This window comes from Agrobacterium sp. 22-226-1 (assembly GCF_053522345.1).
In genome coordinates this window covers 71,126-92,593 of record NZ_JBNWCP010000006.1, presented here as the reverse complement: position 1 = coordinate 92,593, position 21,468 = coordinate 71,126, and the positions used below count along the sequence as shown (strand labels likewise).

Sequence of the window (21,468 nt, the reverse complement as noted above, 5' to 3'; positions counted from 1 at the left end):
TCACCGATGACTTGAAGACGCCGGTGGGGCGCGCGATCCTCCGATCGCGTGCCGCGGGCGCCGACAAATGACAGGAAAGACAATGGCAGGGCGCGGCGACAATTCCAGAGCAAAACCGGGTACGGCGGTCGATACGGAACCGTTGCGTCAGGCGATTGCCGGATGCGTGCGATCTGTCGCTGGCGATGCCGAAGTCGAGGTCGTCTTCGCCAATGAGCGGCCGGGTCTTGCCGGTGAGCGCATGCGCCTGCCGGAAATCTCCAAGAAACCGACCGCGCAGGAAATCGCCATCACCCGCGGCCTTGGCGATTCCATGGCGCTGCGCCTTGCCTGCCATGATGCCGACACCCATGCGGTGATGTCGCCGCAGGGCGCCGAAGCGCGGCTGATCTTCGATGCGGTGGAACAGGCTCGCGTGGAATCCATCGGCGCGCTGCGCATGCCGGGCATGGCCTCCAACATCCATGCCATGAACACGGAAAAATACGCCAAGGCCAACTTCGCCGGCATCAACAACAAGGATGATGCGCCGCTTGCAGAAGCAGTGGCGCTTTTGGTGCGCGAGAAGCTGACCGGTGAAAAGCCGCCGGAAAGCGCCGGCAAGGTTGTCGATCTGTGGCGCGATTTCATCGAGGACAAGGCGGCGGGCGATCTCAAGGATCTCTCCAGCGTCATCACCGACCAGAAGGCGTTTTCGCGGCTGGTGCGCAAGATGCTGACCTCCATGCAGATGGCGGAGGATTTCGGCGACGAGGATAACGAGCCCGAGAGCCAGGAAGCGGAATCCAACGAGGACCAGCCGCGCACCAACGAGACCGAAGAAGAGCAAGTCGAGGAGGAGGCCGGCTCGGACGCGACGCCTGCCGATGAAAACGAGGCCTCGCAGGAGGAAATGGAAGAAGGCGAGATGGACGGCGCCGAGATGTCGGACGAGGAAATGTCCGACGATCTCGACGAGGATTCCGAGACGCCCGGCGAGACCCGCCGCCCCAACAGCCCCTTCGACGACTTTAATGAAAAGGTCGATTACCGCATCTTTACGCAGGAATTCGACGAGGAAATCCATGCCGAGGAACTGTGTGACGAGGCCGAGCTGGACCGTCTGCGCGCCTTCCTCGACAAGCAGCTCGCTCACCTTCAGGGCGCGGTCGGGCGCTTAGCGAACCGTCTGCAGCGCCGCCTGATGGCGCAGCAGAACCGTTCCTGGGACTTCGATCTGGAAGAGGGCTATCTCGATCCGGCCCGCCTCGTCAGGCTCATTATCGACCCGATGCAGCCGCTTTCCTTCAAGAAAGAGCGCGACACCAAGTTCCGCGATACCGTGGTTTCGCTGGTCATCGACAATTCCGGTTCGATGCGCGGCCGTCCCATTACCGTGGCTGCCACCTGCGCCGATATTCTGGCGCGCACGCTGGAGCGTTCGGGCGTGAAGGTCGAAATTCTGGGCTTCACCACCAAGGCCTGGAAGGGCGGACAGTCGCGCGAACAGTGGCTCGCCAATGGCAAGCCTGCGTCGCCCGGCCGTCTCAATGATCTGCGCCATATCATCTACAAGTCTGCGGATGCTCCGTGGCGGCGTTCGCGGCGCAATCTCGGCCTGATGATGCGCGAAGGCCTGCTGAAGGAAAATATCGACGGCGAAGCGCTGATGTGGGCGCATAACCGCCTGATCGGCCGCCCCGAGCAGCGCAAGATCATGATGATGATCTCCGACGGTGCGCCGGTGGACGATTCGACCCTGTCGGTCAATCCGGGCAATTATCTGGAGCGGCACCTGCGCGCCGTCATCGAGCAGATCGAAACGCGCTCGCCGGTGGAACTGCTGGCAATCGGTATCGGCCACGACGTGACGCGTTATTATCGCCGCGCCGTGACCATCGTGGATGCGGACGAGCTGGCCGGCGCAATGACCGAGCAGCTTGCGGCGCTCTTCGAGGATACGAGCGGCGCTTCCGGTTCGTCCCGCAGGGTTCGCCGTGCGGGATAAGCGGGGCCGGGCTTCTTCCGCCTGCAAAACGCTTGCGATGGCCGCCATTCTGGCGGCCGCATCGCTATGTCCGGTTTCCATCGGCGCTTCCACCATCGATGTGCCGGTGAGCGTGCGTCTGCTCTCCTCTTTCGAGGTCGGCACCAGCGAAAAACGTTTCGGCAAGCTGGAATTTATCGGCGGCATGGTGATGAGCGCGCCGGAAAAGCTGTTTGGGGCGATATCTTCCATCCGTTTCCGCCCCAATGGGGAGGATTTCGTTGCGGTGCTGGATACCGGCCATTGGCTGACGGGCAGGGTCTTGCGTGACGCTCGCGGTGCCTTGTCCGGGCTTGCCGATGCCCGCATCACCCCCATGCTGGACATGAGCGGGCGCGAACCGCCGCGCAAGATGGAGATGGATGCGGAAGGGCTGGCGCTGCGCGACGGCCGGGTTTTCGTCAGTTACGAGCAGCACCACAGGATCGATATCTATCCCGATCCGGGCTTCGCCACCGCAAAGCCGCTCGACCGCCTGCCATATCTCATCCCCAGCAACGAGTTGCGCCACAATGGCGGACTGGAAGCTCTCGCGGTATCGCCGGCCGATTCGCCGCTTGCCGGCGCTCTGGTCGTGGTGGCTGAAAAAAGCATCGATACGGACGGCAATCTTCTCGCCGCCATATTGGAAGGTCCGCGCAAGGGGACATTTGCCGTTACGCATCATCCGTCATTCGATGTGACGGACGGTGCGTTCCTGCCCAATGGCGACTTGCTGCTTCTCGAGCGCCGCTTCAATTTCGCTGAAGGCGTGGGCATGCGCATCCGTCGCATCCGTGGGGCCGATATCCGGCCGGGCGCGGTGGTGGATGGCGAAATTCTCATGGAAGCCGGCATGGCCTACCAGATCGACAATATGGAAGGCATGGATGTGGTGAAGGGACCGGACGGCTCGACGCGTCTCATCATCGTTTCCGATGACAATCACTCGTTCCTCCAGCGCAACCTGATGCTGGAATTCAAGCTGGTGGAGTGAAATCAGGCCTGCTGCTGCTGTGCCGCCTTGTAGGCTGCCATCAGGTCCTCGACGGGAATGCCGTCGATCTTCATGCCGGTCATTCGGCATGACGTTATCTGCGCACCGGACAGATTTGAGTTGCTGAGTTTCAGACCGGAAAAATTGACGTCATCGATCGACCAGCAGGACATGTTGTTATCCGTGAACGACGCACCTGACAAATTGATATTGTTAAAGCTCGCCCCGGAAAGATTGACGTTGTCGAAGACCGTGCCGGATAGATTGACGTCGTTGAAGGTTGAGCCTGAAAGCGTGGCGCTGACAGCCTCCACGATGTCTATAACGTCCTTGATCTGCATGTCGACCTGCCTCCGCGCTGTGCCACGGACGACAGACTGCAATGCTGACGGCTGGCTTGCAAGCGCGATTTGATCCGCGCTTGCCCGGTCTCAAACGCGGCCGGTTTTTACGGCGCCCGGCATCGGCTTCAGCGTGTTCATCAGCGCGCCGTAGGGGAGGAGCATGACGAGGCCGACGAGAACCTTCACCGAGAGATCACCCAGCGCCCAGGAAATCCAACGGGGCGCTTCCACGGCGAAGACACCGAGAATTGGAGCGTTTTCGATGGCGAAGGCATCGTTGGGGCCGACGAAGGAGAAGCTTGCCGCAAAGGCGATGGAGAAGAACAGGGCCGTATCCAGCACCGATCCCAGCATCGAGCCGGCGAGCGGCGCATGCCACCAGCGCTGGCGGCGCAGGCGGTTGAAAACGGAAATATCCAGCAGCTGGCCGATCAGATAGGCGGTGCCGGAGGCGACCGCGATGCGCGGGATCGATGTCCAGAAGGACAGCGTGACCCCGACGACGAAGCCGGCAAGCACGACACGGCGCGCGATGGAAGGGCCGAACTGGCGGTTGGTCAGGTCCGTGACGAGGAAGGCGATTGGATAGGTGAAGGCGCCCCAGGTCAGAAGGTCGCCGAGATTGACGCCGAACAACGAGCCGGAAAGCGGGTATTGCACCAGAATATTGGACGCGACGACCACCAGTGTCATCAGCAGCACATAGATAAGCGTAAAGCGCAGATAGGGCATTTTTTTATCCTGGGTGATGCCACCAGTTGGAGCCAAGCATCGGAAGAAAACGTCTCAAACGGTTTTCGCAAAACCTGATGCAACTAAAATCTGGAACAAACAAAAGGCTTGAGCGGCAAAGCCATTCAAGCCTTCTGAATTCAGATGATGTCGAAACCGCTATTAAGCAGCTTCGGCCGTCTTCTTGGCGATCTGGCGGCGCAGGAGACGAGCGCGCATGCTCAGTTCGTTTTCGCCGGACTTCAGAAGGAAGGCATCGAGGCCGCCACGGTGTTCAACGGAGCGCAGAGCGGCTGCGGAAACACGCAGGCGGAAACGCTGGCCGAGAGCATCGGAGATCAACGTGACCTGGCAGAGGTTCGGAAGGAACCGGCGCTTGGTCTTGTTGTTGGCGTGGCTGACGTTGTTGCCCGTCTGGACGCCCTTGCCGGTCAATTCGCATACACGGGACATGGGTACACCTATTTCGTTTCGTCTGTTTCACCACTGGCTCGCCACCGGCAAAACCGGGGTGGCAATCCAACTGGCCATGATTGGAAAGTTGCGGTTCTATAGTCAGACGAGACTTAACAGTCAAGCCGCTCGCGATCAAATGAAAGGAAATTCCGGCGTTTTCAACCGGCATCCGCTTTTTTATTGCCACAAGTCAGCGTATATGATCGCCCGATAAGGCCGCTTCCGCGCCTCTTTTAAGGTGATATCGAAATGATTGCCAGAGGAAAAAGCATTTTCGTGGCCGCGACAATAGCGTTAGCGGGCGTCTCCCCCTCGCTCGCCGCCGAAGCGCGCCACACAAGCGAATACAGCATCAATCTCGGCATTTTGCCGATTGCCAGGGCAAGTTTCTCGACTCGCATGGATGGACCGAATTATTCGATCTCCGGTTCCTTCAGCGCCGCCGGTCTTGCCAGCATCCTCAAGGATATTTCCGGCAAGACGACCGTTTCCGGCGCCAAACGCGGCCATCGGCTGCAGGCCAACGAATATTCGCTGGTCTACAAGGACGGCAAGCGGGTGCGCACCTATGACGTTGTCTATCGCAACGGCAACGTCACATCGACGACGGTGAAGCCTGAGCCGAAAGCCCGGCCGGACAACTGGGTGGACGTGAAGGACCGCGACCTGCGCTCGGTTCTCGATCCGATCTCCGGTCTCATCATTCCCGCGGGCGGCCGCATCTGCCCGACTCGCCTGCCGATCTATGACGGCGAATCGCGACTCGATCTGGTTTTGAGCTCGAGCGGCACCAAGCCCTTCAAGACCAATGGTTTTAATGGCGACGCCATCGTCTGCAAGGCGCGGTATGTGCCGAAGTCGGGTTACAGGCAGGGGCGCAAGGATATCGAATATCTGAAATCCATCTCCATGGAGATCTGGTTTGCCAAGTCGAACAACATGGATGTCTATGCGCCCGTCTATGCCATCATTCCGACCCGGGTGGGGCAGGTCTATATTACGGCTACGAAATACGGCGGCTGACCAAAGCTGGCGGTGGCGTAAGAAAAGTAAACGTTGCGGCGTATTTCTTCTCCCCGCCGGGGAGAAGGTGGCCCGAAGGGTCGGATGAGGGGGCAACGTTGACGATAGATCGAGAGCTTGCCCCCTCATCCCGCTGCCGCGGACTTCTCCCCGGCGGGGAGAAGAAACAAGTGGCATCCGCTCACCCCACCGACATAACTCAGGGAGTTACGGCGCATCACCCGGCGACCAGCCGGGCTCTGCCATAACGAAACTCGAAAAGGCAAAGCCCGGCGAGACGGTGCAGCCGACGAGCGTGAAGTCGCCGAGGCTTTCGGCCGATTGCCAGCAATTGGCGGGAACGATGACCTGCGGGCGCTCGCCTTCAAGAATGGCGGGGCCGAGCGTGAAGGTCTGCACTTCCCGGCCGTCCTGCGAAAGATGCAGCGCAATCGGCGCGCCGGCATAATAATGCCAGACCTCCACCGCATCGGTGACCCGGTGCCAGTGCGAGCGGTCGCCCTTTTCCAGAAGATAATAGATCGCCGTCGAATGACCGCGCTCACCGCCTGCCTTGTCGCGGAACGTCTGGTGGTAAAAGCCGCCCTCGGGATGCGGCTCCAGCCCCAGTTCGCGAATGATCGCCTGCGCCGATATTTCCGTTCCCATCAGAAATTGTCCTTGCGTGTGCGGATTTCCGCGAAAACATCGGCATCCGTGGCGCTTTCAAGGCCAAGATATTTGCGAATACCGGCATCGGCCACCCGCATGTAGGGATTGGTCTGTTTTTCGAGCCCGATGGTGGTGGGAATGGTGAATTCATTCGCCTGCCGCGCCTTCTCGATGTGGGCCGCGCGCTCGCTCAGCACAGCGTTCTCCGGATCGACGGTGAGGGCGAAACGGGCATTCGTCAGCGTATATTCATGGCCGAAATAAACCTTGGTCTCATCCGGCAGCGCCATGAGTTTCTGGAAGGAATGCCACATATCCGCCGCCGGACGTTCGAACAGGCGGCCGCATCCCATGGCAAACAGCGTATCGGCGGCAAACAGCAGCCCGTCATCGGGCAGATAATAACAGATATGTCCCGCCGTATGGCCGGGCGTGGCGATAACCTGAACACGACGGCCGGCGAATTCGAACTCGTCGCCATCGGCCTGCGAACGGTCGAGGCCGGGGATCGCAACCGCCTCGTCGTAGGGGCCGTGAATTTCGCAGCGGAACTTGTCTTTCAGGGCCAGATTGGCTTCCACATGGTCCTGATGGTGGTGAGTGGTGAAGATATGGGTGAGCTTCCAGCCGTGGCCGTCGAGCGCCTGCAGGATAGGTCCTTCTTCCGGTGCGTCTATGGTGGCTGTCGCGCCGCTTTCGGGATCGTGCAGAAGAACCCCGAAATTGTCGCTGCGGCAAAGAAAGACGTCTATTTCCAAAGGTTTCATCTTATCCTCTCCATTTGCCGGCCAAAACCGGCGCATTCGCCCGCCTGACCTTCTATGTAAGGGCAGACGCCTTGAAGTCCAACCGCCTGATGCTACATTCTCGCCCATGAATACCGATATCGTCGATCTGCGCGAATTCTATCATTCTCCGCTTGGCCGCTCGGCCGAGCAGGCGATCACCATGGCGCTTTCGACGCTGTGGCCGCCTTTGCCGGAAGAGCGGCTGGTCGGCCTTGGTTACGCTGTGCCGTTTCTGGAGCGGTTCCGTCGCGATACGGAGCGCACCTTCGCCTTCATGCCGGCGGGGCAGGGTGCGGTGAACTGGCCGGCGGGCGAGCTTTCCTCCACGGCGCTGGTGTTCGACGAGGAACTGCCGCTGCCAGATGCGTCGATAGACCGGGTCTTGATGGTGCATGCGCTGGAATTTGCCGAAAATCCGCGTGAAAGCCTGAAGGAACTGTGGCGGGTGCTGGCGCCCGGCGGCCGTCTGGTGATCGTGGTGCCGAACCGGCGCGGCGTCTGGGCGCGCATGGAGCACACGCCCTTCGGTTCCGGAAGGCCCTATTCGCGCGGACAGCTGACGGCGCTTTTGCGCGAAACCAATTTCACGCCGGGCGCCACCGCCGAGGCGCTGTTCTTCCCGCCCACCACCAGCCGGCCGATACTGAAATTCCGCCGCTATCTCGAACATACCGGCCGCCGGCTGTGGCCGCTTTTTTCCGGCGTCATCGTGGTGGAAGCCCAGAAGCGTCTCTATCAGGGATTGCCCGTCACCCAGCGCGCCTCCCGTCGCGTTTTTGTGCCCGTGCTGGCTCCGCAGGGGGTGCCCACCACCCGCACTGCCGCAGGCCAAGGAAAGCCGCGCTGACCCTCGACAAAGCGACCATTCCGGTCTAATGCCTCCGGCATTGCTTTTGCCGGGTTCTCCGGCGCTTTTCCAAAGGTCGATCAAATGAGTGCAGAGCTTAGCCAACCTGTTCCGCGTCCGGGTATTCTGGATATCGCCGCTTATGTTCCGGGCAAGGAACATGTGGACGGCGTCGCGAAGGTTTATAAGCTCTCCTCCAACGAAACGCCGCTTGGGCCGAGCCCGAAGGCGATAGAGGCTTTCGGCACGGCTGCCAGCCATCTGGAAATCTATCCGGACGGTCAGGCCATTGCGCTGCGTCAGGCGATTGCCGACGTGCACGGTCTCAACATCGCGAATATCATGTGCGGCAACGGTTCGGACGAGCTTCTCGGCCTGCTTTGCCACGTCTATCTCGGCGCGGGCGACGAGGCGATCATCACCGAACACGGTTTCCTCGTTTACAAGATCCAGATCATGGGCGCGGGCGCGACCCCGGTGACGGTGAAGGAAAAGGATTGTGCGGTGGATGTGGATGCGATCCTCGCCGCCGTGACGCCGAAAACCAAGATGGTTTTCGTCGCCAATCCGGGCAATCCCACCGGCACCTATGTTCCCGTGGCGGAAATCCGCCGCCTGCAGGCCGGCCTGCCGAAACATGTCGTGCTGGTGCTGGATGCGGCTTACGCAGAATATGTTCGCAAGAATGATTACGAGGCCGGTCTCGAGCTGGTCTCCGGCAACCGCAACGTGGTGATGACCCGCACCTTCTCCAAGGTATACGGCCTTGCCGCCCTGCGCGTCGGCTGGATGTATGGCCCTGCCGCTGTCATCGATGCGCTGAACCGCGTGCGCGGCCCGTTCAACATGAGCGCGCCGGCTATCGCGGCGGGTGCTGCGGCCATCCGCGATCAGGCTTTCGTAGAGAAGGCCGTGGCGCATAACGCGTTGTGGATGGAAAAGCTGGTCACGACCTTTACCGGCCTTGGCCTCACCGTCACGCCTTCGGTCACCAACTTCATCCTCATCCATTTCCCGGATCAGGACGGCAAGCGCGCAGCGGATGCGGACGAGTTCCTGAGTCGCCGCGGTTACATTCTGCGTGCGGTACGTGGTTACGGTTTCCCGAATGCGCTGAGAATGACGGTCGGTTCGGAAGAGGCCAATCTCGGCGTCATCGCGGCCCTTACCGAGTTCATGGGGCAGGCGTGATGGCTGAGATCATGTTTGAACGCATCGCGCTGATCGGCATCGGCCTGATCGGCTCGTCGATTGCCCGCGATGTCAGGGAACTGGGGCTTGCCCGCCATGTGACCATTTCCACCCGCAGCGAAGACACGCTGAAACGGGCGGAAGAACTGGCGCTTGGCACGGATTACACCGTTTCGGCGGCGGAAGCGGTAAAGGATGCCGATCTCGTCATCGTCTCGGTGCCGGTCGGTGCGTCAGAAAGTGTGGCGCAGCAGATCGCGCCGCATCTGAAGCCGGGCGCCATCGTTACCGATGTCGGTTCCACCAAGGCATCGGTCATCGCGCAGATGGCCCCGCATATGCCTGACAATGTGCATTTCATTCCCGGCCATCCGCTGGCGGGTACGGAAAAATCCGGCCCGGATGCCGGTTTTGCCGGTCTCTTCCGCGACCGCTGGTGCATCTTCACGCCGCTGCCGGGCACGGATGCCGAGGCTCTGGAAAGGCTGAAGGATTTCTGGCGGGCGCTCGGTTCGCGCGTCGATGAGATGGATGCCGAACACCACGACAAGGTTCTGGCGATCGTGTCGCATCTGCCGCATATCATCGCTTACAATATCGTCGGCACGGCGGATGATCTGGAGACGGTGACCGAATCGGAAGTCATCAAATATTCCGCCTCCGGTTTCCGCGATTTCACCCGTCTGGCCGCCTCCGATCCCACCATGTGGCGCGATGTCTGCCTGCATAACAAGGATGCGATCCTTGAGATGCTGGCGCGGTTTTCCGAAGACTTGGCATCCCTGCAAAGGGCGATCCGCTGGGGAGAGGGCGACAAGCTGTTCGAACTGTTTTCCCGCACCCGCGCCATCCGCCGCTCTATCGTGCAGGCGGGCCAGGATGTCGACGCACCGGACTTCGGCCGTCACGCGCTGGACCAGAAGAAGTAAATCGCATTTAGCTTAGGTCGTGATGGGATTGGATCCGGCCCGTCGCGCCCGCCGGCAAAGTGCCAAAGCCTCCCCGGCGTCATCCTCGGGTCAAGCCCGAGGATGACGCTGAGTATAAATCAATCCTTCAGATCGGCGGGATTTTCCCAAGCGGAATAAAGCCGCTGACCGTGGCGCGGCCACGATCTACCACGAGATCGACGGATGCCCGGTCACCGCCGCCGGCCAGCGCGCCGAGCAGTTTGCGGGCCGTATCGATGGTGGACTGCAACTGCGGGAAGACCTGCTTGGCATTGTCCGACCATGCGCCGAGCTTTTCTATTTCCAGCTTGAACTGGCCGGAGAGATAGCCCTCATTGTCGAAGGAGAAGGGGCCGCTGATGCGCATGGTTCTGCCTTCGCCAATATCTGCCACCAGCCGGCGAAGCTCGCCGCTCGCGCCATAAAGGCCCGATCTGTCGCTGCCATCCACCATGCCCGCCTTGCCGGCAAGCGTGACATCGGCAATGGCGTTGAGGCGCGGCAGAAGCTGCGGCCAGTCCTTGATGACGGTTGCGGAGTCGGTGAGCGTGATGGCCCCGTCGAGATCGGCGCCGTTCTGGCGCAGATGCATTTCCGTTTTTACCGCGTCGAAATCGATGGTCTGGCCGGTGACGGAAGAAACCGCCTGCGCCTTCAGCCCGTCGATGACGAGCGAGCTGCGGTCGATGCCCTTCAGCTTGGTGACGATGCTGGACTGCATATTCTGCCAGGCGGCCGAAATCGTCAGGCCGTGGGCGGAACGAATTTCCGCCGGCGAATCGAGTTCCCAGACGATGTGGCCGGGATTATAAACCTGCGCCGCCGAGCGAAGTTCGCCGAAGGAAGCGGAAACGCCGTTCTCTTTGTCATCCACCGTCACTTTGGAGCAGAAGAGGCCGATGCGGAAGGGATAACCCTTGAAGGCGATATCGCCGCATTCGCCGCTGACGCTGCGGGCCTGCGAGGGGGCAATGACGTTCAGAACCGTCTGCTTCAGCCTGTCGGCGGCATAAAACCACCCGGCGGTATAAAGTCCGATGACCACGAGGATGGCGATGGCGAGCCAGAGGAATTTTTTGGCGGTGCCGGATTGGCTTGACGCTGCCATATTGATCTCCGATGAACAGACTTCAGACAATTTCGATTTGGCTTGGGATATGGACGATTTTTGGGTCTTTGGCTACGGTTCGTTGATGTGGAACCCCGGCTTCGCCTTTGAAGAGCGGCAGCAGGCGCGGCTGCACGGGTATCGGCGCTCGCTTTGTATCAGTTCCAACTTTTATAGAGGCACCGAAGAAAAGCCCGGTCTCGTTCTCGGCCTGGAGCGCGGCGGCTCCTGCCTTGGCGTCGCTTTCCGCGTGCGCGGACAGGACCGCGAGCCGGTCATGATCTATCTGCGCGAGCGCGAACTGGTGACGAATGTCTATAAGGAGCGGCTGGTTTCCATCGCGCTTTCCGATGGCAGACGCAGCAGCGCGGTGACCTATGTGGCCGATCCCGCGCATGAGCAATATATCGGCGGTCTCGGCGTTGCCGAATCGGCGACCATCGTCGCAGCCGCATCGGGCCGATCCGGGCCGAATACGGATTATGTCTTCAACACCGTGCAGCATCTGCAGGAGATGGGCATTCGCGATTCCCTGCTGGAGAGCATCGCCAAAAATGTCGGCACGCTCGCCGCTCAGCCGGCGACGGTTTCCTTGCCCTGAAGTTCGGCGATCCGCTTCACGGCGGTCGGCGGCAGCGGCAAATGCGGGTTGTTGCGCACGGTTTCCAGCAGCAACTCGTCGCTCGCCTTTTCCGTTACATCGATCAGGCGCTTGAAAAACAAGTCGGGGTCCAGCCCCGGCTCGATGGCCGGCAGGATACGCACCTTGAAATGGCCGGGATAGCGCATGGTGGAACGGCGCGGCCAGAAGAGGCCGGGATGCATGGCGACGGGAATGACCGGAACCTGCAGATCGCGGTAGAGCCTTGCGATGCCGTAACGATATTCGGGCTCGGCCCCCGGTGGGCGGCGCGTGCCTTCGGGATAGATGATGAGCTCGCGGCCGGCGGCCATTTCCTCTTTCGCCCGCTCCATGACTTTCAGCATCACCTTGCCGCGTGCGGCGCGGTTGACCGGGATCATGCGCTGTTTCATGGCGTACCAGCCGAACAGCGGAATCCATAAAAGCTCGCGCTTCAGAATATAGACCGGATCGGGAAGATTGGGCAGCAGCGCATAGGTGTCCCAAAAAGACTGGTGCTTGGGTGCGAAGATGCAGCCGGTTTCGGGAATGTTTTCCAGCCCTTCGACCTCGAAGGTGGTACCGACGATGGTTTTCATCAGCCAGTGGTTGGATCGCGCCCAGTTCTTGGGAATTTCATAGGCGATCTTGCGCGGCAGGATGAAATAGATCGGCGTCAGCACGATCATGCGGACAATCAGGTTGAGATAAAACAGCGTATTGAAAAGAAAAGAGCGCAGCTTGAGCATCAACAGCCTTCCCGGAGCGCAGCCGTTCCGAAGCCCTGGACAAGCCTCGATGCCGGATGCCGATGCCAGACGCCTACACGAAAACAAGGGGCCGCAGCAAGCGCGTTCTCGCCGGTCAGGACGAAGCGGTTGTCGTCTTTATCCGGGAATGATCGGCGGCGGCCTTGCGCAGACCGTCGCCCTTGCCGAAGCCGGTGAGGTCGCGTCCCGCCGCCGCCACGAACTTCAGATATTCGTAAAGCATGGTTCTCACCACATCCGGCTCCACGAACCAGTTGGTGCGGGCAAGATCGGCGCTGATGACGGGATAGGCGATGAATTGCGTCTGCGGGCTGGCGCTGCGCAATTCATGCAGGCTGCGATGCATATGATAATTATTGGTGACGACGACGATGGAGGAATAATTGTGGTCGCGTATCCAGCTTGCCGCCTCACTGGCGTTGCCGATCGTGTCTATCGCCTTGTAGCCCATATCCACGCAGCAGGAAAACATGTCGGATGACCCTTGCGTCATCTTGCGGATCTGCGAGCGGGTGGTGGCCGGGTTGACGCCGGAAATCAGAAGCCGCTTGCCCACACCGTCTCTCAACAGGCCGACCGCCTGTTCGATGCGCTGATAACCGCCGGTAAGCACGATGATGGCATCGCCTCTTGCCCCCTCCGGCGGACGCATGGAGGCGACGGAATCGGCAAACCACAGAAAACCGCCGGAAAATGCGCCAAGCACAATGACGCAAAGCAGGATGAGGCCGCGAATAAAACGGCGCAGAGGACCGCGCCGCGACAACAGGCCCTTTCTGGCCGGTCGCGCTGTCGTCTGATCCTGGTCCATCCGACTCACAAACATTCCTCCTGAATACTCGCCGATTAAGGCAAGGAACAGGCATTTTTGTCCACCGTCTGCAGGTTACATCCGGCTTGTGACGGTTTCAGTCTTACCGCAGGATTCCGGGGGTGTTCTCACGATGCAAGACCGTCGCTTTTCGATGGATCGGAGCGGACGCGGTCGATATCGTCAATGGTGCGGATGACGGTCACACGCGCCGTGATGGTGGTCAAAAGCGCGATGATGATCATCGTCATGGCAATGCCGAAATAACCGCCGAGACCGACCGAAAACGAACCGAAAAGCGCGCTCGCCTGATCGCTTTGCGGCGTGGCGACCGTGCTCGATTGCCAGAAACCGGCGACAAGGAAAACCGCCGCAGCCAGTGCGCTGCCCGCCGCCGCCCCCTTGAGGCTGATCTTCAGGAAGTGTTTCTGGAATTCGCGCGCCACAAAACTGCTTTCCGCGCCGACGAAATGCAGAACCTCGACGATATGCCGGTTGCCGGAAAGCGCGCCGCGCGTCGCAAACACCACCGTCAGCACCATGGCGGTGAAAACGAGGATAAGAACGCCGACGCCGATCATGACAGTGGTTCTGGCCATGGAGACCAGCCTGTCGACCCAGGTGCGGTGGTCGTCCAGAAACGCCTGCGGAATCTCGGCCTTCAGCATATCGCGCATCGCCTGGAAATCGGGCGGATTGTTTTCATCGATGGTGATGACGACGAGACGTGGCACCGGCAATTCGGAAAGATCGAGACCGCTGCCGAGCCACGGCTCCAGCAGGCGCGATGTCGCCGCATCGTCGAGGATGGTGCCATCCCGCGTGCCGACGAAGGTGAGCGCCAAGTTGCGCGCCTTGTTTAGCGCCGCATCCATGTCCAGCCCGTCCTCGGGCTTGATCTGGATGGTGATCTCACGGGAAATCTGGCTCTGCCAGGTGGCGGCGGTGGCGCGCACCATGGAGACGGCGCCCAGCGTCAGGCAAGCGAGAAAGGCCATGATGGCGATGACCACCATCAGCGCATTGCCCTGAATATTGGAGGGCGGCAGAATAGGCGCCATCGGGCGGATGCGCATGGGCGGGCGCTTCGGCTGCGCCGCTTCCGGCTTCAATTGTTTGCGGTTGATCTCATTCATAGATGTCGAGCCGCCCTTCGGTCAGGATCATCCGGCGCGCATCGATCTGGTCCATCAGGCCGAAATCATGGGTGGCGATGACGACGGCCGTGCCCAACCGGTTTAGTTCCAGGAAAAGGTTGAGAAGGCGCTTGGCCATCGGTGGATCGACGTTGCCGGTCGGCTCGTCGGCCAGCAGGATTTCGGGTTGGTCCATCAGCGCGCGGGCAATGGCGGCGCGCTGCTTTTCCCCGCCCGAAAGAATGGCCGGCAGCACATTGATGCGCTCGCCGAGCCCCACCCACTTCAGAAGCTCGATCACATCGTTGCGATAGGCGCTCTCTTCCTTGCCGCGCACGCGCAGCGGCAGGGCGACATTTTCATAGGTCGTCAGATGATCGAGCAGCCGGAAATCCTGAAACACGATACCGACGCGGCGGCGCAGCATCGGCAACTCGCTGCGCGGAATGCGCGACACATCGCGGTTGAACATGCGGATATTGCCGCGCGTCGGCTGCAGCGACATCAAAAGCAGGCGGAGCAGCGTCGTCTTGCCGGCGCCCGACGGGCCGGTCAGAAACTGGAACGAACCCTTGGGGATATCGAAGGTCATGTCCCTCAGGATCTCGGGTCCCATGCCGTAACGCAACCCGACATTTTCGAAATGGATCAACGGACTTCCAGTCTCTTCGTTTCGTGGTGGTTCGCAAGCCGCTGGCGCATGGGGTTCGGATGTCGGGGTTTAACCCGGATCCGGCAGCCTGTGCGAGCCGTTTTTGCGAAGCATTAACCAATTAAATTTAAAACTTGGCAGGATTCGTTGCAATGCCCAGTTTTGCGGGCCGGAAAACCTCACCCAAGGAATTCTATGGCTATGTTCCGTTCATCTCGCCGGCAAGCGGCATTCGATTTCGACCTCCTGATGCCGGAAACGCCGGTGCGCCGCACGGCGCGGGCGGCAAATCCCGACCGCGATGTGGTAGACGCGGAATTTGTCACCATCAAGGAAAACCGTTCGCCTCGGCCCGGAAACGACAATCGCGGTGCAGGGCGCCGGCAGGCGGCAAAACCACCCGTCACCATCGGTGTGCTCGGCCTCGCCTTCATCGGCTGGCTGGACCGCAGATTGTCCCGTCTTTCGGCGGACGCCTATTCGGCGCTGGTGGCGGGGCTTGCGATTTTCGTCTTCGTCTGCTCGGGCGGTCTCTCGGTGGTCGTGCCGGAAAAGCCGGCTGTTGCCGCTTCGGTGAACCCGCTCGCCATTTCCCATGTCACCGTGACCCCGATGGAGGCGGATGGCATGGATACTCTGCTCATCAATGGCATCGTCGAAAACAATGGCGGCAATCTCGAAGAGGTGCCGGCCCTTCGCGCCGATCTCTTCGCCGCCAAGGGACAACTGGTGGCCAGCATGGTCATCGAACCGCCGGTGAAGGAGATGCAGCCCGGTTTCAGCCACGGTTTTTCGGCAAAGTTGCGCCATCCCGGTGGAAAAACGCCCGAGATCAAGCTTTCCTTCGTTGAGGCGGGTGCGTCCGAACGCTGACTGTGCTAACGCGTGGTCTTCGTATTTTTACTGAAAGGTAAAATCGGCAAGGCGCAGCACAGGAGTAAGAATGCCCGTCGTCCGTGGAAAAAACATCGAGCCGCTTTATACCGCCGAGCAGATCGCCGAGCGTAATCGCGATATGGCCAAGCACATCGCCAGCGGCCCGACCAAGGATTTGCTGGTCATTGCCGTGCTCAAGGGATCGTTCATTTTCGCGGCCGATCTTATCCGCGCGCTGCATGACAGCGGCCTTGCCCCTGAAGTCGAGTTCATCACGCTGTCGAGCTATGGCGCCGGCACGGTTTCGCAAGGCGTCAGAATCGTCAAGGATATCGACAGCGACGTGAAGGACCGCGATGTCCTCTTGATCGACGATATTCTCGAATCCGGCCGCACTTTGCGTTTTGCCAAGGAACTGCTTTACGAGCGTGGCGCCCGCAACGTCACCATCGCCGTGCTGCTCGACAAGAAGGTGAAGCGCAAGGAAGATCTGGAGGCCGATTATGTCGGTTTCGAATGTCCGGATTATTTCGTCGTGGGTTACGGCATGGATGTCGCTTATGCCTTCCGCGAACTACCCTTTGTCGGCGTCGTGACCGGCGACGCCTGAGCACTTTTGCCGTGCCGGAACGGCACAGCGCGGAGACGCCTCATTAACCATTCACCCAGCGAAGGGCTGGGTGTTTACCTCTTGAAAAGAGGAGCCTGCGATGTTGCTCACGGCTGGAAATGATGCCCAGGAGCAATGAGTAATGGCGAAGATTCTGATTACCGAAGACGAGGATGCATTGCGGGCTTTCGTCGCTCGCGCCCTGCGTCTCGACGGTCACGAGACCCATGAGGCGGCGGATGGCGAGCAGGGGCTGGAAAAGCTTCAGGAAACCAGTTTCGATCTTCTTCTTTCGGATATCCGCATGCCGGTCATGGATGGCATCGAGCTGGCGCACCGCGCCGCCGAACGCTTCCCGGCCATGCGCATTTTGTTGATGACCGGTTACGCCGAGCAGCGCGAACGGGCTGACGATCTGGCGGAGAAGATCGTGGACGTCGTCTCGAAGCCCTTTGCGCTTCCGGATATCCGCAAGGCTGTGGCGCGGGCGCTTGCAGCCTGAGTTGATGAGGGCGCAGAGATTTAAAGGGCGGCTGTTAGGCCGCCTTTTTTGTTGGTCAGCCCTCTGGCCCAGCGCAGTTCCCTACCTCCGTCATTCCGGCCTTGAGCCGGAATCCAGCCAGCCCAAGTCCTTGGGCTGAAAGAACTCTTTCCGCCGCGCAGACGCGCGCCGACTGGATGCCGGATCAAGTCCGGCATGACGGAAACTTTAGCTTCTGAAACAGGATGTAACGAGGCGCGCCATTACCTGTGCGAACCCTCACTGTATATCCAGCAACCGCTCCAGATACCGCCGCTCGATTTCACCGGGCGGATTGTTGCCGAGCTTTTCGCGGATGGCCTCGAGGATTTCGCGGGCGCGCTGCACGTCGATTTCATCCGGCACCTTCACCTGATCGCCGAAATCCGGGCCGGTGGTGCTGCGCGGGCGGCCGAGCGGATCACGGCCGTTCTGGCCTCCCTGTCCGGCCATGCCTTCCTGACCTTGCCCCGGCTGCTGGCCCTGCTGGCGCATGGCCTGCATGATCTGGCCCATCATGTCCTGCGCGCCCTGTCGCAGCGCATTCAGCGCATTGCCTTGACCTTCGACGGCCTGCTCGCCCTGGCCCTTGCCCAGCGCCTCGCCGGCGCCTTGCATTTCCTGCTGCGCCTTGCCGAAGTTTTCGCCCGGTTCCATGCCGAGATCGCGCAGCCCCTGCTGCAATTCGCCGAGTTGCTTGCCGAGCGCATCCTGCTGCGCCCGCAGGTTTTTCAGCGCCTCGCGCAATTGTTCGGCGGTCATCTGGTCGCTTGGCTGTCCGCTTTGCTGTCCGTTCTCGCCCTGTTGGCCCTGCTGTCCTTCTTGCGGTTGCTGGCCGTTTTCGCCCATCTGCTGTTCGTCTTCACCGCCCTGCTGCGGGTTGCCGCGCTGCATGCGGTCGCGCAGCGCCTGATCCAGCTTGAAGGTCTCGTCCATCAGCTTCTGCTGCTGCTGCAGGATTTCGCCCAGCTTGTCGATCTGCTGGCGCATCTTGCTGCTCTGCTGCTGCCCCTGCTGGCCCTGACGCTGCGGCCGGCCGGCCTGCAGATTGTTCATCATGCGCTGCAGCTGCGAGAGCATTTCCTGCGCCGCATCTCGATTGCCGGAGCGTGCGAGGTTCTCAATCTGGTTCATCATGTTTTCCAGATCGCGCTGGCGCAATACGTTCTGCGCTTGGCTGTTCATGTTGGCCTGCGGCGCATTCTGCATGCGCTGGGCAAGCTCGCTCATGAACTGCTGCATGGCTTCGCGCAGTTCCTGCATCAGCTTGGCAATTTCCTCATCGGAAGCATTGCGCTGAAGCGCTTCGGAAAGCGCAGTCTGCGCATCGCGCAGGCGTCTTTCGGCCTGCGAAAGATCGCCGTCCTCGATGCCGAGCGCGATTTCCCAGAGATAATCGGCCGTATCCTTCAGCATCTCCTCGTTATAGGCGAGCCGCATGCGGGTCTGCGCCGATTGCAGCAGGAGGTAATGGGTGGTGTTGGGAATGGTCTCTTCCGGGCGCAGGCCCACCGCCTCGTTATAGGCGATCGCCTTCGGCATCTGGCGCGTATCAAGCGAGAATATCTGCCGCTGCTCGGCAATGGAGGCGGCCAGCGGTTCGGAGAAATTGCGGCCCGGCAGCACCATTTCATGCGCGGGGCTGCGGCCGGTCTGGCCGGCGCCATCCGTGGCCACCAGCGTGATGCGCACGCGTTTTCCCGCCATCGGATGTTCGGTCAGGTTACGGCTAGTCAGGCCCTTGATCTCGCGATTGTTCTGCCGCGGCAGATCGAGCTTGAATTCCGGCGGCGGGTAAAGCGCGGTCGCACCTTCCGCAACGCCAATCGGCTCGATGATGGCATGGGCTTCCTTCAGCCCATAATCGTCCTTGGCGGTAAAGCCGATTTCCAGCGCGCCGTTAACGGCCCGGCGCGGCATGTTGTCGAAGGCGATGCTGGGCGGCTGGTCGGGGATGACGTTGAACACCCATTGTTCGCCATTGGCGGTAATCATGCCGCTTTCGGTAACATCCATGGCGAAAGTGCGCGGCGCGACGGGCTGATCCGCCGAACGAACCGGCGTTTGAACGGCGATATCGCCGCTTGCGCTGTCGGCACGCGCCGCTTCCGGCGCAAGCTTTTGCAGCGCGCCTGCCATTTCAGGCTCGAAGGTCACTTCCTCGCCGCCATCGCCGCCGGTCATGCGGATCGCCAGCTTGGAGGATTGCGGCACGGAAACCGCGTCACGGTTGGTTGCGTCGCGTCCGGTCAGGAAAATCGGCGCGCGGCCGGTATAGGATGGCGGCGTGACCCAGGCATCGAGACGGATATCGGGATTGAGCGGACCGACCGCCGGCCGGCTGCGGAAGGCATCGGCAATCGTGCCCGCGCCGTTGGAATAGGAAAAACCGAAGGCGGCGGCGAGAAGAAGGGCGGGAACGGCGCGTAGCGCCAGACGGTCATAACGGGCGATATCGGGTTTCGGCAGGCCGGCATTCAGCGCGGCGATGCGCTCCGCCATGCGGATCTGGTGCTCTTTCCACAGCGTTCGGGAAAAAGGCGTATCGAAGGCCGGTTCGTCCTCCTGCACGCCAACCGGCTGGTGCGCGAGACCGTTGCGATCTTCAAGCAGGCGGGATGCATCGTGGTCCGTCGGCCATTTCTGCCGCACGATTGGCAGGAGAGTGGCGATGAAGGAGAAGACGAGCACGAAAACAACGCCGAGCCGCAGGAAATCCGGCATCTGCCGGTAGAGGCCGAACCATGCAAGCGCCAGAAACACGGCGGCGATGGAGAGAGGCCAGAGCATTTTCGGCGCAATTTTCTCCGAAAGCAGCACGATTTTCGCGAAGAAGCGCTTGGCGGCAACCCGGCGGGCAAGGTCCGGCCGCTGCGCGAATGCGCCGGTCGGGCGCTTTCTGCCTGTCCTGTCCTCTCCGGCTGTGGTCATCAATCCGTTCTCCCGGTTCTGGCCACGTCGAACGCCATTCCCGGAACGGCGCGCTGTTCATATCACGGGAGCAAGGATAACATTCTTTGTGGCGAAGACGAGGGCACCCAAGCCCTCACCCCCATTTTTTAGGCAGCTTCGCTTGATTGTGATCGGCCAACCGGTGATGCAGGCGAGATCAATCGAGCCAGGCGGGCACGGAATCGAGCGCGATCAACTCTTCATAGGTGCCGCGCGGACGGATCACGTGGAACTTGTCATCCTTCACCAGCACTTCCGGCACCAGCAGGCGCGAGTTGTAGGTGCCGGCCTGCACCGCGCCATAGGCGCCTGCGGAACTGACGGCGATCAGATCGCCCGGCTGCGGCGCGGCCATCTCGCGGTCGAGCGCCAGATAGTCGCCGGTCTCGCAAACCGGGCCGACGATATCGGCCTTGATGCGCGGCGTGTTCTCTGCCGGCTGCACCACCGGGCGGATGCCGTGATAGGCCTCATAAAGCGTCGGGCGGATGAGGTCGTTCATGGCGCCGTCGACGATCACGAAGGTCTTTTCGCCGCCATCCTTCACATAGATCACTTCCGTCACCAGAATGCCGGCATTGCCGACGATCAGGCGGCCCGGCTCGGTGACGATCTTGCAGTTGAGGCTCTTCAGCTCATTCTTGACGATATGCGCATAGGCATCCGGCAGCGGCGGCGGATTATTGTCCTCGCGATAGGGGATGCCGAGACCGCCGCCAATATCGACGTGGCTGATCGTGTGTCCGTCGGTGCGCAGCGCCTCGACAAGCTCGCGCAGCAGCCGGAAGGCATCCTCGAAAGGCTGCAATTCGGTGATCTGGCTGCCGATATGCATGTCGATGCCGGTCACTTCGATGCCGGGCAGGGTGGCGGCATGGGCATAGACCGCGCGGGCGCGCTCATAGGAAATGCCGAACTTGTTTTCTTTCTTGCCGGTGGAAATCTTGGCGTGGGTGCGCGCATCCACATCCGGATTGATGCGGAAGGAGACATGCGCCCGCTTGCCCACTTTCACGGCGCGCAGGTTGAGGACTTCCAGTTCCGGCTCGGATTCGATGTTGAAACAGTAGATGCCGGCTTCCAGCGCATAATCCATTTCCGCAACCGTCTTGCCGACGCCGGAAAACATGATGCGGCTTGCCGGAACGCCGGCTGCAAGCGCACGGCGCAATTCGCCGCCCGAGACGACGTCGATGCCCGCGCCGAGCTTTGCCAGAGTCTTCAAAACCGCCTGGTTGGAATTGGCCTTCATGGCGTAACAGACCATGGCGTCCACATCCGCAAAGGCGCCGGAAAACACCTTGTAATGGCGCTCCAGCGTCGCAGTCGAATAGACGTAGAATGGCGTGCCGACCGCCTTGGCGATCTCGGGCACGGGCACGTTTTCGGCGTGCAGCACGCCGTCGATATAGCCAAAATGGTTCACA

The 21,468-nt window shown here is 60.8% G+C and carries 22 protein-coding genes; 10 read left to right on the top strand and 12 right to left on the bottom strand.

What is annotated here, in order from left to right; translation table 11 throughout:
- Positions 1–82: 82 nt before the first annotated feature.
- Positions 83–1,987 (top strand): cobaltochelatase subunit CobT, encoded by a 1,905-nt coding sequence (gene cobT, locus ACQZ5K_RS12350; protein ID WP_078051974.1) that lies wholly within the window; start codon positions 83–85, stop codon positions 1,985–1,987.
- Between the two features lie 37 nt (positions 1,988–2,024).
- Entirely contained in the window at positions 2,025–3,002 is a 978-nt protein-coding gene (locus ACQZ5K_RS12345) for an esterase-like activity of phytase family protein (protein ID WP_174058224.1), read from the top strand.
- Between the two features lie 2 nt (positions 3,003–3,004).
- Here the strand turns inward: ACQZ5K_RS12345 and ACQZ5K_RS12340 are convergent, their stop codons facing one another.
- The 3 genes from ACQZ5K_RS12340 to rpmB all read right to left on the bottom strand — a co-directional run bounded on the left by ACQZ5K_RS12340 (position 3,005) and on the right by rpmB (position 4,531).
- A complete protein-coding gene (locus tag ACQZ5K_RS12340; protein ID WP_174057969.1) occupies positions 3,005–3,343 on the bottom strand; it encodes a pentapeptide repeat-containing protein in 339 nt (112 codons plus the stop codon).
- A 90-nt stretch (positions 3,344–3,433) separates the two neighbouring features.
- Positions 3,434–4,078 (bottom strand): queuosine precursor transporter, encoded by a 645-nt coding sequence (locus tag ACQZ5K_RS12335; RefSeq protein WP_080857445.1) that lies wholly within the window; start codon positions 4,076–4,078, stop codon positions 3,434–3,436.
- 162 nt (positions 4,079–4,240) lie between these two features.
- Entirely contained in the window at positions 4,241–4,531 is a 291-nt protein-coding gene (gene rpmB / locus ACQZ5K_RS12330; RefSeq protein ID WP_003509888.1) for a 50S ribosomal protein L28, read from the bottom strand.
- Between the two features lie 252 nt (positions 4,532–4,783).
- On the opposite strand from rpmB, the gene ACQZ5K_RS12325 reads away from it, so the two are divergent.
- The gene (locus tag ACQZ5K_RS12325) at positions 4,784–5,557 is read left to right on the top strand and encodes a DUF3108 domain-containing protein (RefSeq protein WP_059755520.1); all 774 of its coding nucleotides are present in this window, start codon (positions 4,784–4,786) and stop codon (positions 5,555–5,557) included.
- Between the two features lie 207 nt (positions 5,558–5,764).
- On the opposite strand, the gene ACQZ5K_RS12320 is transcribed toward ACQZ5K_RS12325, so the two are convergent.
- Both ACQZ5K_RS12320 and gloB read right to left on the bottom strand, forming a co-directional pair.
- Positions 5,765–6,205: a cupin domain-containing protein gene (locus ACQZ5K_RS12320; protein WP_162936853.1), complete on the bottom strand. Its 441-nt coding sequence runs from the start codon at positions 6,203–6,205 to the stop codon at positions 5,765–5,767.
- Entirely contained in the window at positions 6,205–6,975 is a 771-nt protein-coding gene (gene gloB / locus ACQZ5K_RS12315) for a hydroxyacylglutathione hydrolase (RefSeq protein WP_003523305.1), read from the bottom strand. Before gloB ends, ACQZ5K_RS12320 begins: the two co-directional genes overlap by 1 nt.
- A 106-nt stretch (positions 6,976–7,081) precedes the next feature.
- On the opposite strand from gloB, the gene ACQZ5K_RS12310 reads away from it, so the two are divergent.
- From ACQZ5K_RS12310 to ACQZ5K_RS12300, 3 genes are all read left to right on the top strand, one after another.
- Complete coding sequence (locus ACQZ5K_RS12310) at positions 7,082–7,843, top strand: class I SAM-dependent methyltransferase (protein WP_078051970.1); 762 nt, start codon at positions 7,082–7,084, stop codon at positions 7,841–7,843.
- Positions 7,844–7,927: 84 nt separating this feature from the next.
- Complete coding sequence (gene hisC, locus ACQZ5K_RS12305) at positions 7,928–9,034, top strand: histidinol-phosphate transaminase (RefSeq protein ID WP_020808958.1); 1,107 nt, start codon at positions 7,928–7,930, stop codon at positions 9,032–9,034.
- On the top strand, positions 9,034–9,963 hold the full coding sequence (locus ACQZ5K_RS12300) for a prephenate/arogenate dehydrogenase family protein (RefSeq protein WP_003523309.1): 930 nt from the start codon (positions 9,034–9,036) through the stop codon (positions 9,961–9,963). Before hisC ends, ACQZ5K_RS12300 begins: the two co-directional genes overlap by 1 nt.
- A 127-nt stretch (positions 9,964–10,090) precedes the next feature.
- Here ACQZ5K_RS12300 and ACQZ5K_RS12295 read toward each other — a convergent pair whose 3' ends face one another.
- The gene (locus tag ACQZ5K_RS12295) at positions 10,091–11,092 is read right to left on the bottom strand and encodes a DUF2125 domain-containing protein (protein WP_020808960.1); all 1,002 of its coding nucleotides are present in this window, start codon (positions 11,090–11,092) and stop codon (positions 10,091–10,093) included.
- 49 nt (positions 11,093–11,141) lie between these two features.
- On the opposite strand from ACQZ5K_RS12295, the gene ACQZ5K_RS12290 reads away from it, so the two are divergent.
- Positions 11,142–11,693 carry a gamma-glutamylcyclotransferase gene (locus ACQZ5K_RS12290; RefSeq protein WP_059755846.1) on the top strand — a complete coding sequence of 184 codons (552 nt, stop codon included), beginning with the start codon at positions 11,142–11,144 and terminating at the stop codon, positions 11,691–11,693.
- On the opposite strand, the gene ACQZ5K_RS12285 is transcribed toward ACQZ5K_RS12290, so the two are convergent.
- From ACQZ5K_RS12285 to ftsE, 4 genes are all read right to left on the bottom strand, one after another.
- Positions 11,666–12,463 (bottom strand): lysophospholipid acyltransferase family protein, encoded by a 798-nt coding sequence (locus ACQZ5K_RS12285; RefSeq protein ID WP_059755511.1) that lies wholly within the window; start codon positions 12,461–12,463, stop codon positions 11,666–11,668. The two genes, ACQZ5K_RS12290 and ACQZ5K_RS12285, sit on opposite strands and share 28 nt — an antisense overlap.
- 115 nt (positions 12,464–12,578) lie before the next feature.
- On the bottom strand, positions 12,579–13,295 hold the full coding sequence (locus tag ACQZ5K_RS12280) for a YdcF family protein (RefSeq protein WP_020808963.1): 717 nt from the start codon (positions 13,293–13,295) through the stop codon (positions 12,579–12,581).
- 128 nt (positions 13,296–13,423) lie between these two features.
- Positions 13,424–14,431: a cell division protein FtsX gene (locus ACQZ5K_RS12275; RefSeq protein ID WP_065657057.1), complete on the bottom strand. Its 1,008-nt coding sequence runs from the start codon at positions 14,429–14,431 to the stop codon at positions 13,424–13,426.
- Entirely contained in the window at positions 14,424–15,083 is a 660-nt protein-coding gene (gene ftsE / locus ACQZ5K_RS12270) for a cell division ATP-binding protein FtsE (protein ID WP_003497447.1), read from the bottom strand. The genes ACQZ5K_RS12275 and ftsE overlap by 8 nt, the downstream gene beginning before the upstream one ends.
- A gap of 201 nt (positions 15,084–15,284) precedes the next feature.
- Between ftsE and ACQZ5K_RS12265 the strand changes: the two genes are divergently transcribed.
- The 3 genes from ACQZ5K_RS12265 (at position 15,285) to ACQZ5K_RS12255 (ending at position 17,071) form a co-directional block, all read left to right on the top strand.
- A complete protein-coding gene (locus tag ACQZ5K_RS12265; RefSeq protein WP_174057968.1) occupies positions 15,285–15,956 on the top strand; it encodes a hypothetical protein in 672 nt (223 codons plus the stop codon).
- A 70-nt stretch (positions 15,957–16,026) separates the two neighbouring features.
- Positions 16,027–16,569 (top strand): hypoxanthine phosphoribosyltransferase, encoded by a 543-nt coding sequence (hpt, locus tag ACQZ5K_RS12260; RefSeq protein WP_035222581.1) that lies wholly within the window; start codon positions 16,027–16,029, stop codon positions 16,567–16,569.
- Positions 16,570–16,711: 142 nt separating this feature from the next.
- Positions 16,712–17,071 (top strand): response regulator, encoded by a 360-nt coding sequence (locus ACQZ5K_RS12255; RefSeq protein WP_003497441.1) that lies wholly within the window; start codon positions 16,712–16,714, stop codon positions 17,069–17,071.
- A gap of 258 nt (positions 17,072–17,329) precedes the next feature.
- Here the strand turns inward: ACQZ5K_RS12255 and ACQZ5K_RS12250 are convergent, their stop codons facing one another.
- Both ACQZ5K_RS12250 and lysA read right to left on the bottom strand, forming a co-directional pair.
- Positions 17,330–20,020: a TIGR02302 family protein gene (locus tag ACQZ5K_RS12250; protein ID WP_174057967.1), complete on the bottom strand. Its 2,691-nt coding sequence runs from the start codon at positions 20,018–20,020 to the stop codon at positions 17,330–17,332.
- A gap of 178 nt (positions 20,021–20,198) precedes the next feature.
- On the bottom strand, positions 20,199–21,467 hold the full coding sequence (gene lysA / locus ACQZ5K_RS12245) for a diaminopimelate decarboxylase (RefSeq protein ID WP_174057966.1): 1,269 nt from the start codon (positions 21,465–21,467) through the stop codon (positions 20,199–20,201).
- Between the last annotated feature and the right edge of the window lies 1 nt (position 21,468).

What these genes read in the sequence shown, in the direction of transcription:
- ACQZ5K_RS12335 (WP_080857445.1), bottom strand. Translation starts at nt 4,078, where the DNA reads ATGCCCTATCTGCGCTTTACGCTTATCTATGTGCTGCTGATGACACTG.
- ACQZ5K_RS12285 (WP_059755511.1), bottom strand. Translation starts at nt 12,463, where the DNA reads ATGCTCAAGCTGCGCTCTTTTCTTTTCAATACGCTGTTTTATCTCAAC.
- ACQZ5K_RS12345 (WP_174058224.1), top strand. Translation starts at nt 2,025, where the DNA reads ATGGCCGCCATTCTGGCGGCCGCATCGCTATGTCCGGTTTCCATCGGC.
- ACQZ5K_RS12340 (WP_174057969.1), bottom strand. Translation starts at nt 3,343, where the DNA reads ATGCAGATCAAGGACGTTATAGACATCGTGGAGGCTGTCAGCGCCACG.
- ACQZ5K_RS12255 (WP_003497441.1), top strand. Translation starts at nt 16,712, where the DNA reads ATGGCGAAGATTCTGATTACCGAAGACGAGGATGCATTGCGGGCTTTC.
- ACQZ5K_RS12280 (WP_020808963.1), bottom strand. Translation starts at nt 13,295, where the DNA reads ATGGACCAGGATCAGACGACAGCGCGACCGGCCAGAAAGGGCCTGTTG.
- ACQZ5K_RS12250 (WP_174057967.1), bottom strand. Translation starts at nt 20,020, where the DNA reads ATGACCACAGCCGGAGAGGACAGGACAGGCAGAAAGCGCCCGACCGGC.
- ACQZ5K_RS12310 (WP_078051970.1), top strand. Translation starts at nt 7,082, where the DNA reads ATGAATACCGATATCGTCGATCTGCGCGAATTCTATCATTCTCCGCTT.
- ACQZ5K_RS12320 (WP_162936853.1), bottom strand. Translation starts at nt 6,205, where the DNA reads ATGGGAACGGAAATATCGGCGCAGGCGATCATTCGCGAACTGGGGCTG.
- ACQZ5K_RS12325 (WP_059755520.1), top strand. Translation starts at nt 4,784, where the DNA reads ATGATTGCCAGAGGAAAAAGCATTTTCGTGGCCGCGACAATAGCGTTA.
- gloB (WP_003523305.1), bottom strand. Translation starts at nt 6,975, where the DNA reads ATGAAACCTTTGGAAATAGACGTCTTTCTTTGCCGCAGCGACAATTTC.
- ACQZ5K_RS12275 (WP_065657057.1), bottom strand. Translation starts at nt 14,431, where the DNA reads ATGAATGAGATCAACCGCAAACAATTGAAGCCGGAAGCGGCGCAGCCG.
- ACQZ5K_RS12295 (WP_020808960.1), bottom strand. Translation starts at nt 11,092, where the DNA reads ATGGCAGCGTCAAGCCAATCCGGCACCGCCAAAAAATTCCTCTGGCTC.
- ACQZ5K_RS12265 (WP_174057968.1), top strand. Translation starts at nt 15,285, where the DNA reads ATGTTCCGTTCATCTCGCCGGCAAGCGGCATTCGATTTCGACCTCCTG.
- cobT (WP_078051974.1), top strand. Translation starts at nt 83, where the DNA reads ATGGCAGGGCGCGGCGACAATTCCAGAGCAAAACCGGGTACGGCGGTC.
- hisC (WP_020808958.1), top strand. Translation starts at nt 7,928, where the DNA reads ATGAGTGCAGAGCTTAGCCAACCTGTTCCGCGTCCGGGTATTCTGGAT.
- rpmB (WP_003509888.1), bottom strand. Translation starts at nt 4,531, where the DNA reads ATGTCCCGTGTATGCGAATTGACCGGCAAGGGCGTCCAGACGGGCAAC.
- hpt (WP_035222581.1), top strand. Translation starts at nt 16,027, where the DNA reads ATGCCCGTCGTCCGTGGAAAAAACATCGAGCCGCTTTATACCGCCGAG.
- ACQZ5K_RS12300 (WP_003523309.1), top strand. Translation starts at nt 9,034, where the DNA reads ATGGCTGAGATCATGTTTGAACGCATCGCGCTGATCGGCATCGGCCTG.
- ACQZ5K_RS12290 (WP_059755846.1), top strand. Translation starts at nt 11,142, where the DNA reads ATGGACGATTTTTGGGTCTTTGGCTACGGTTCGTTGATGTGGAACCCC.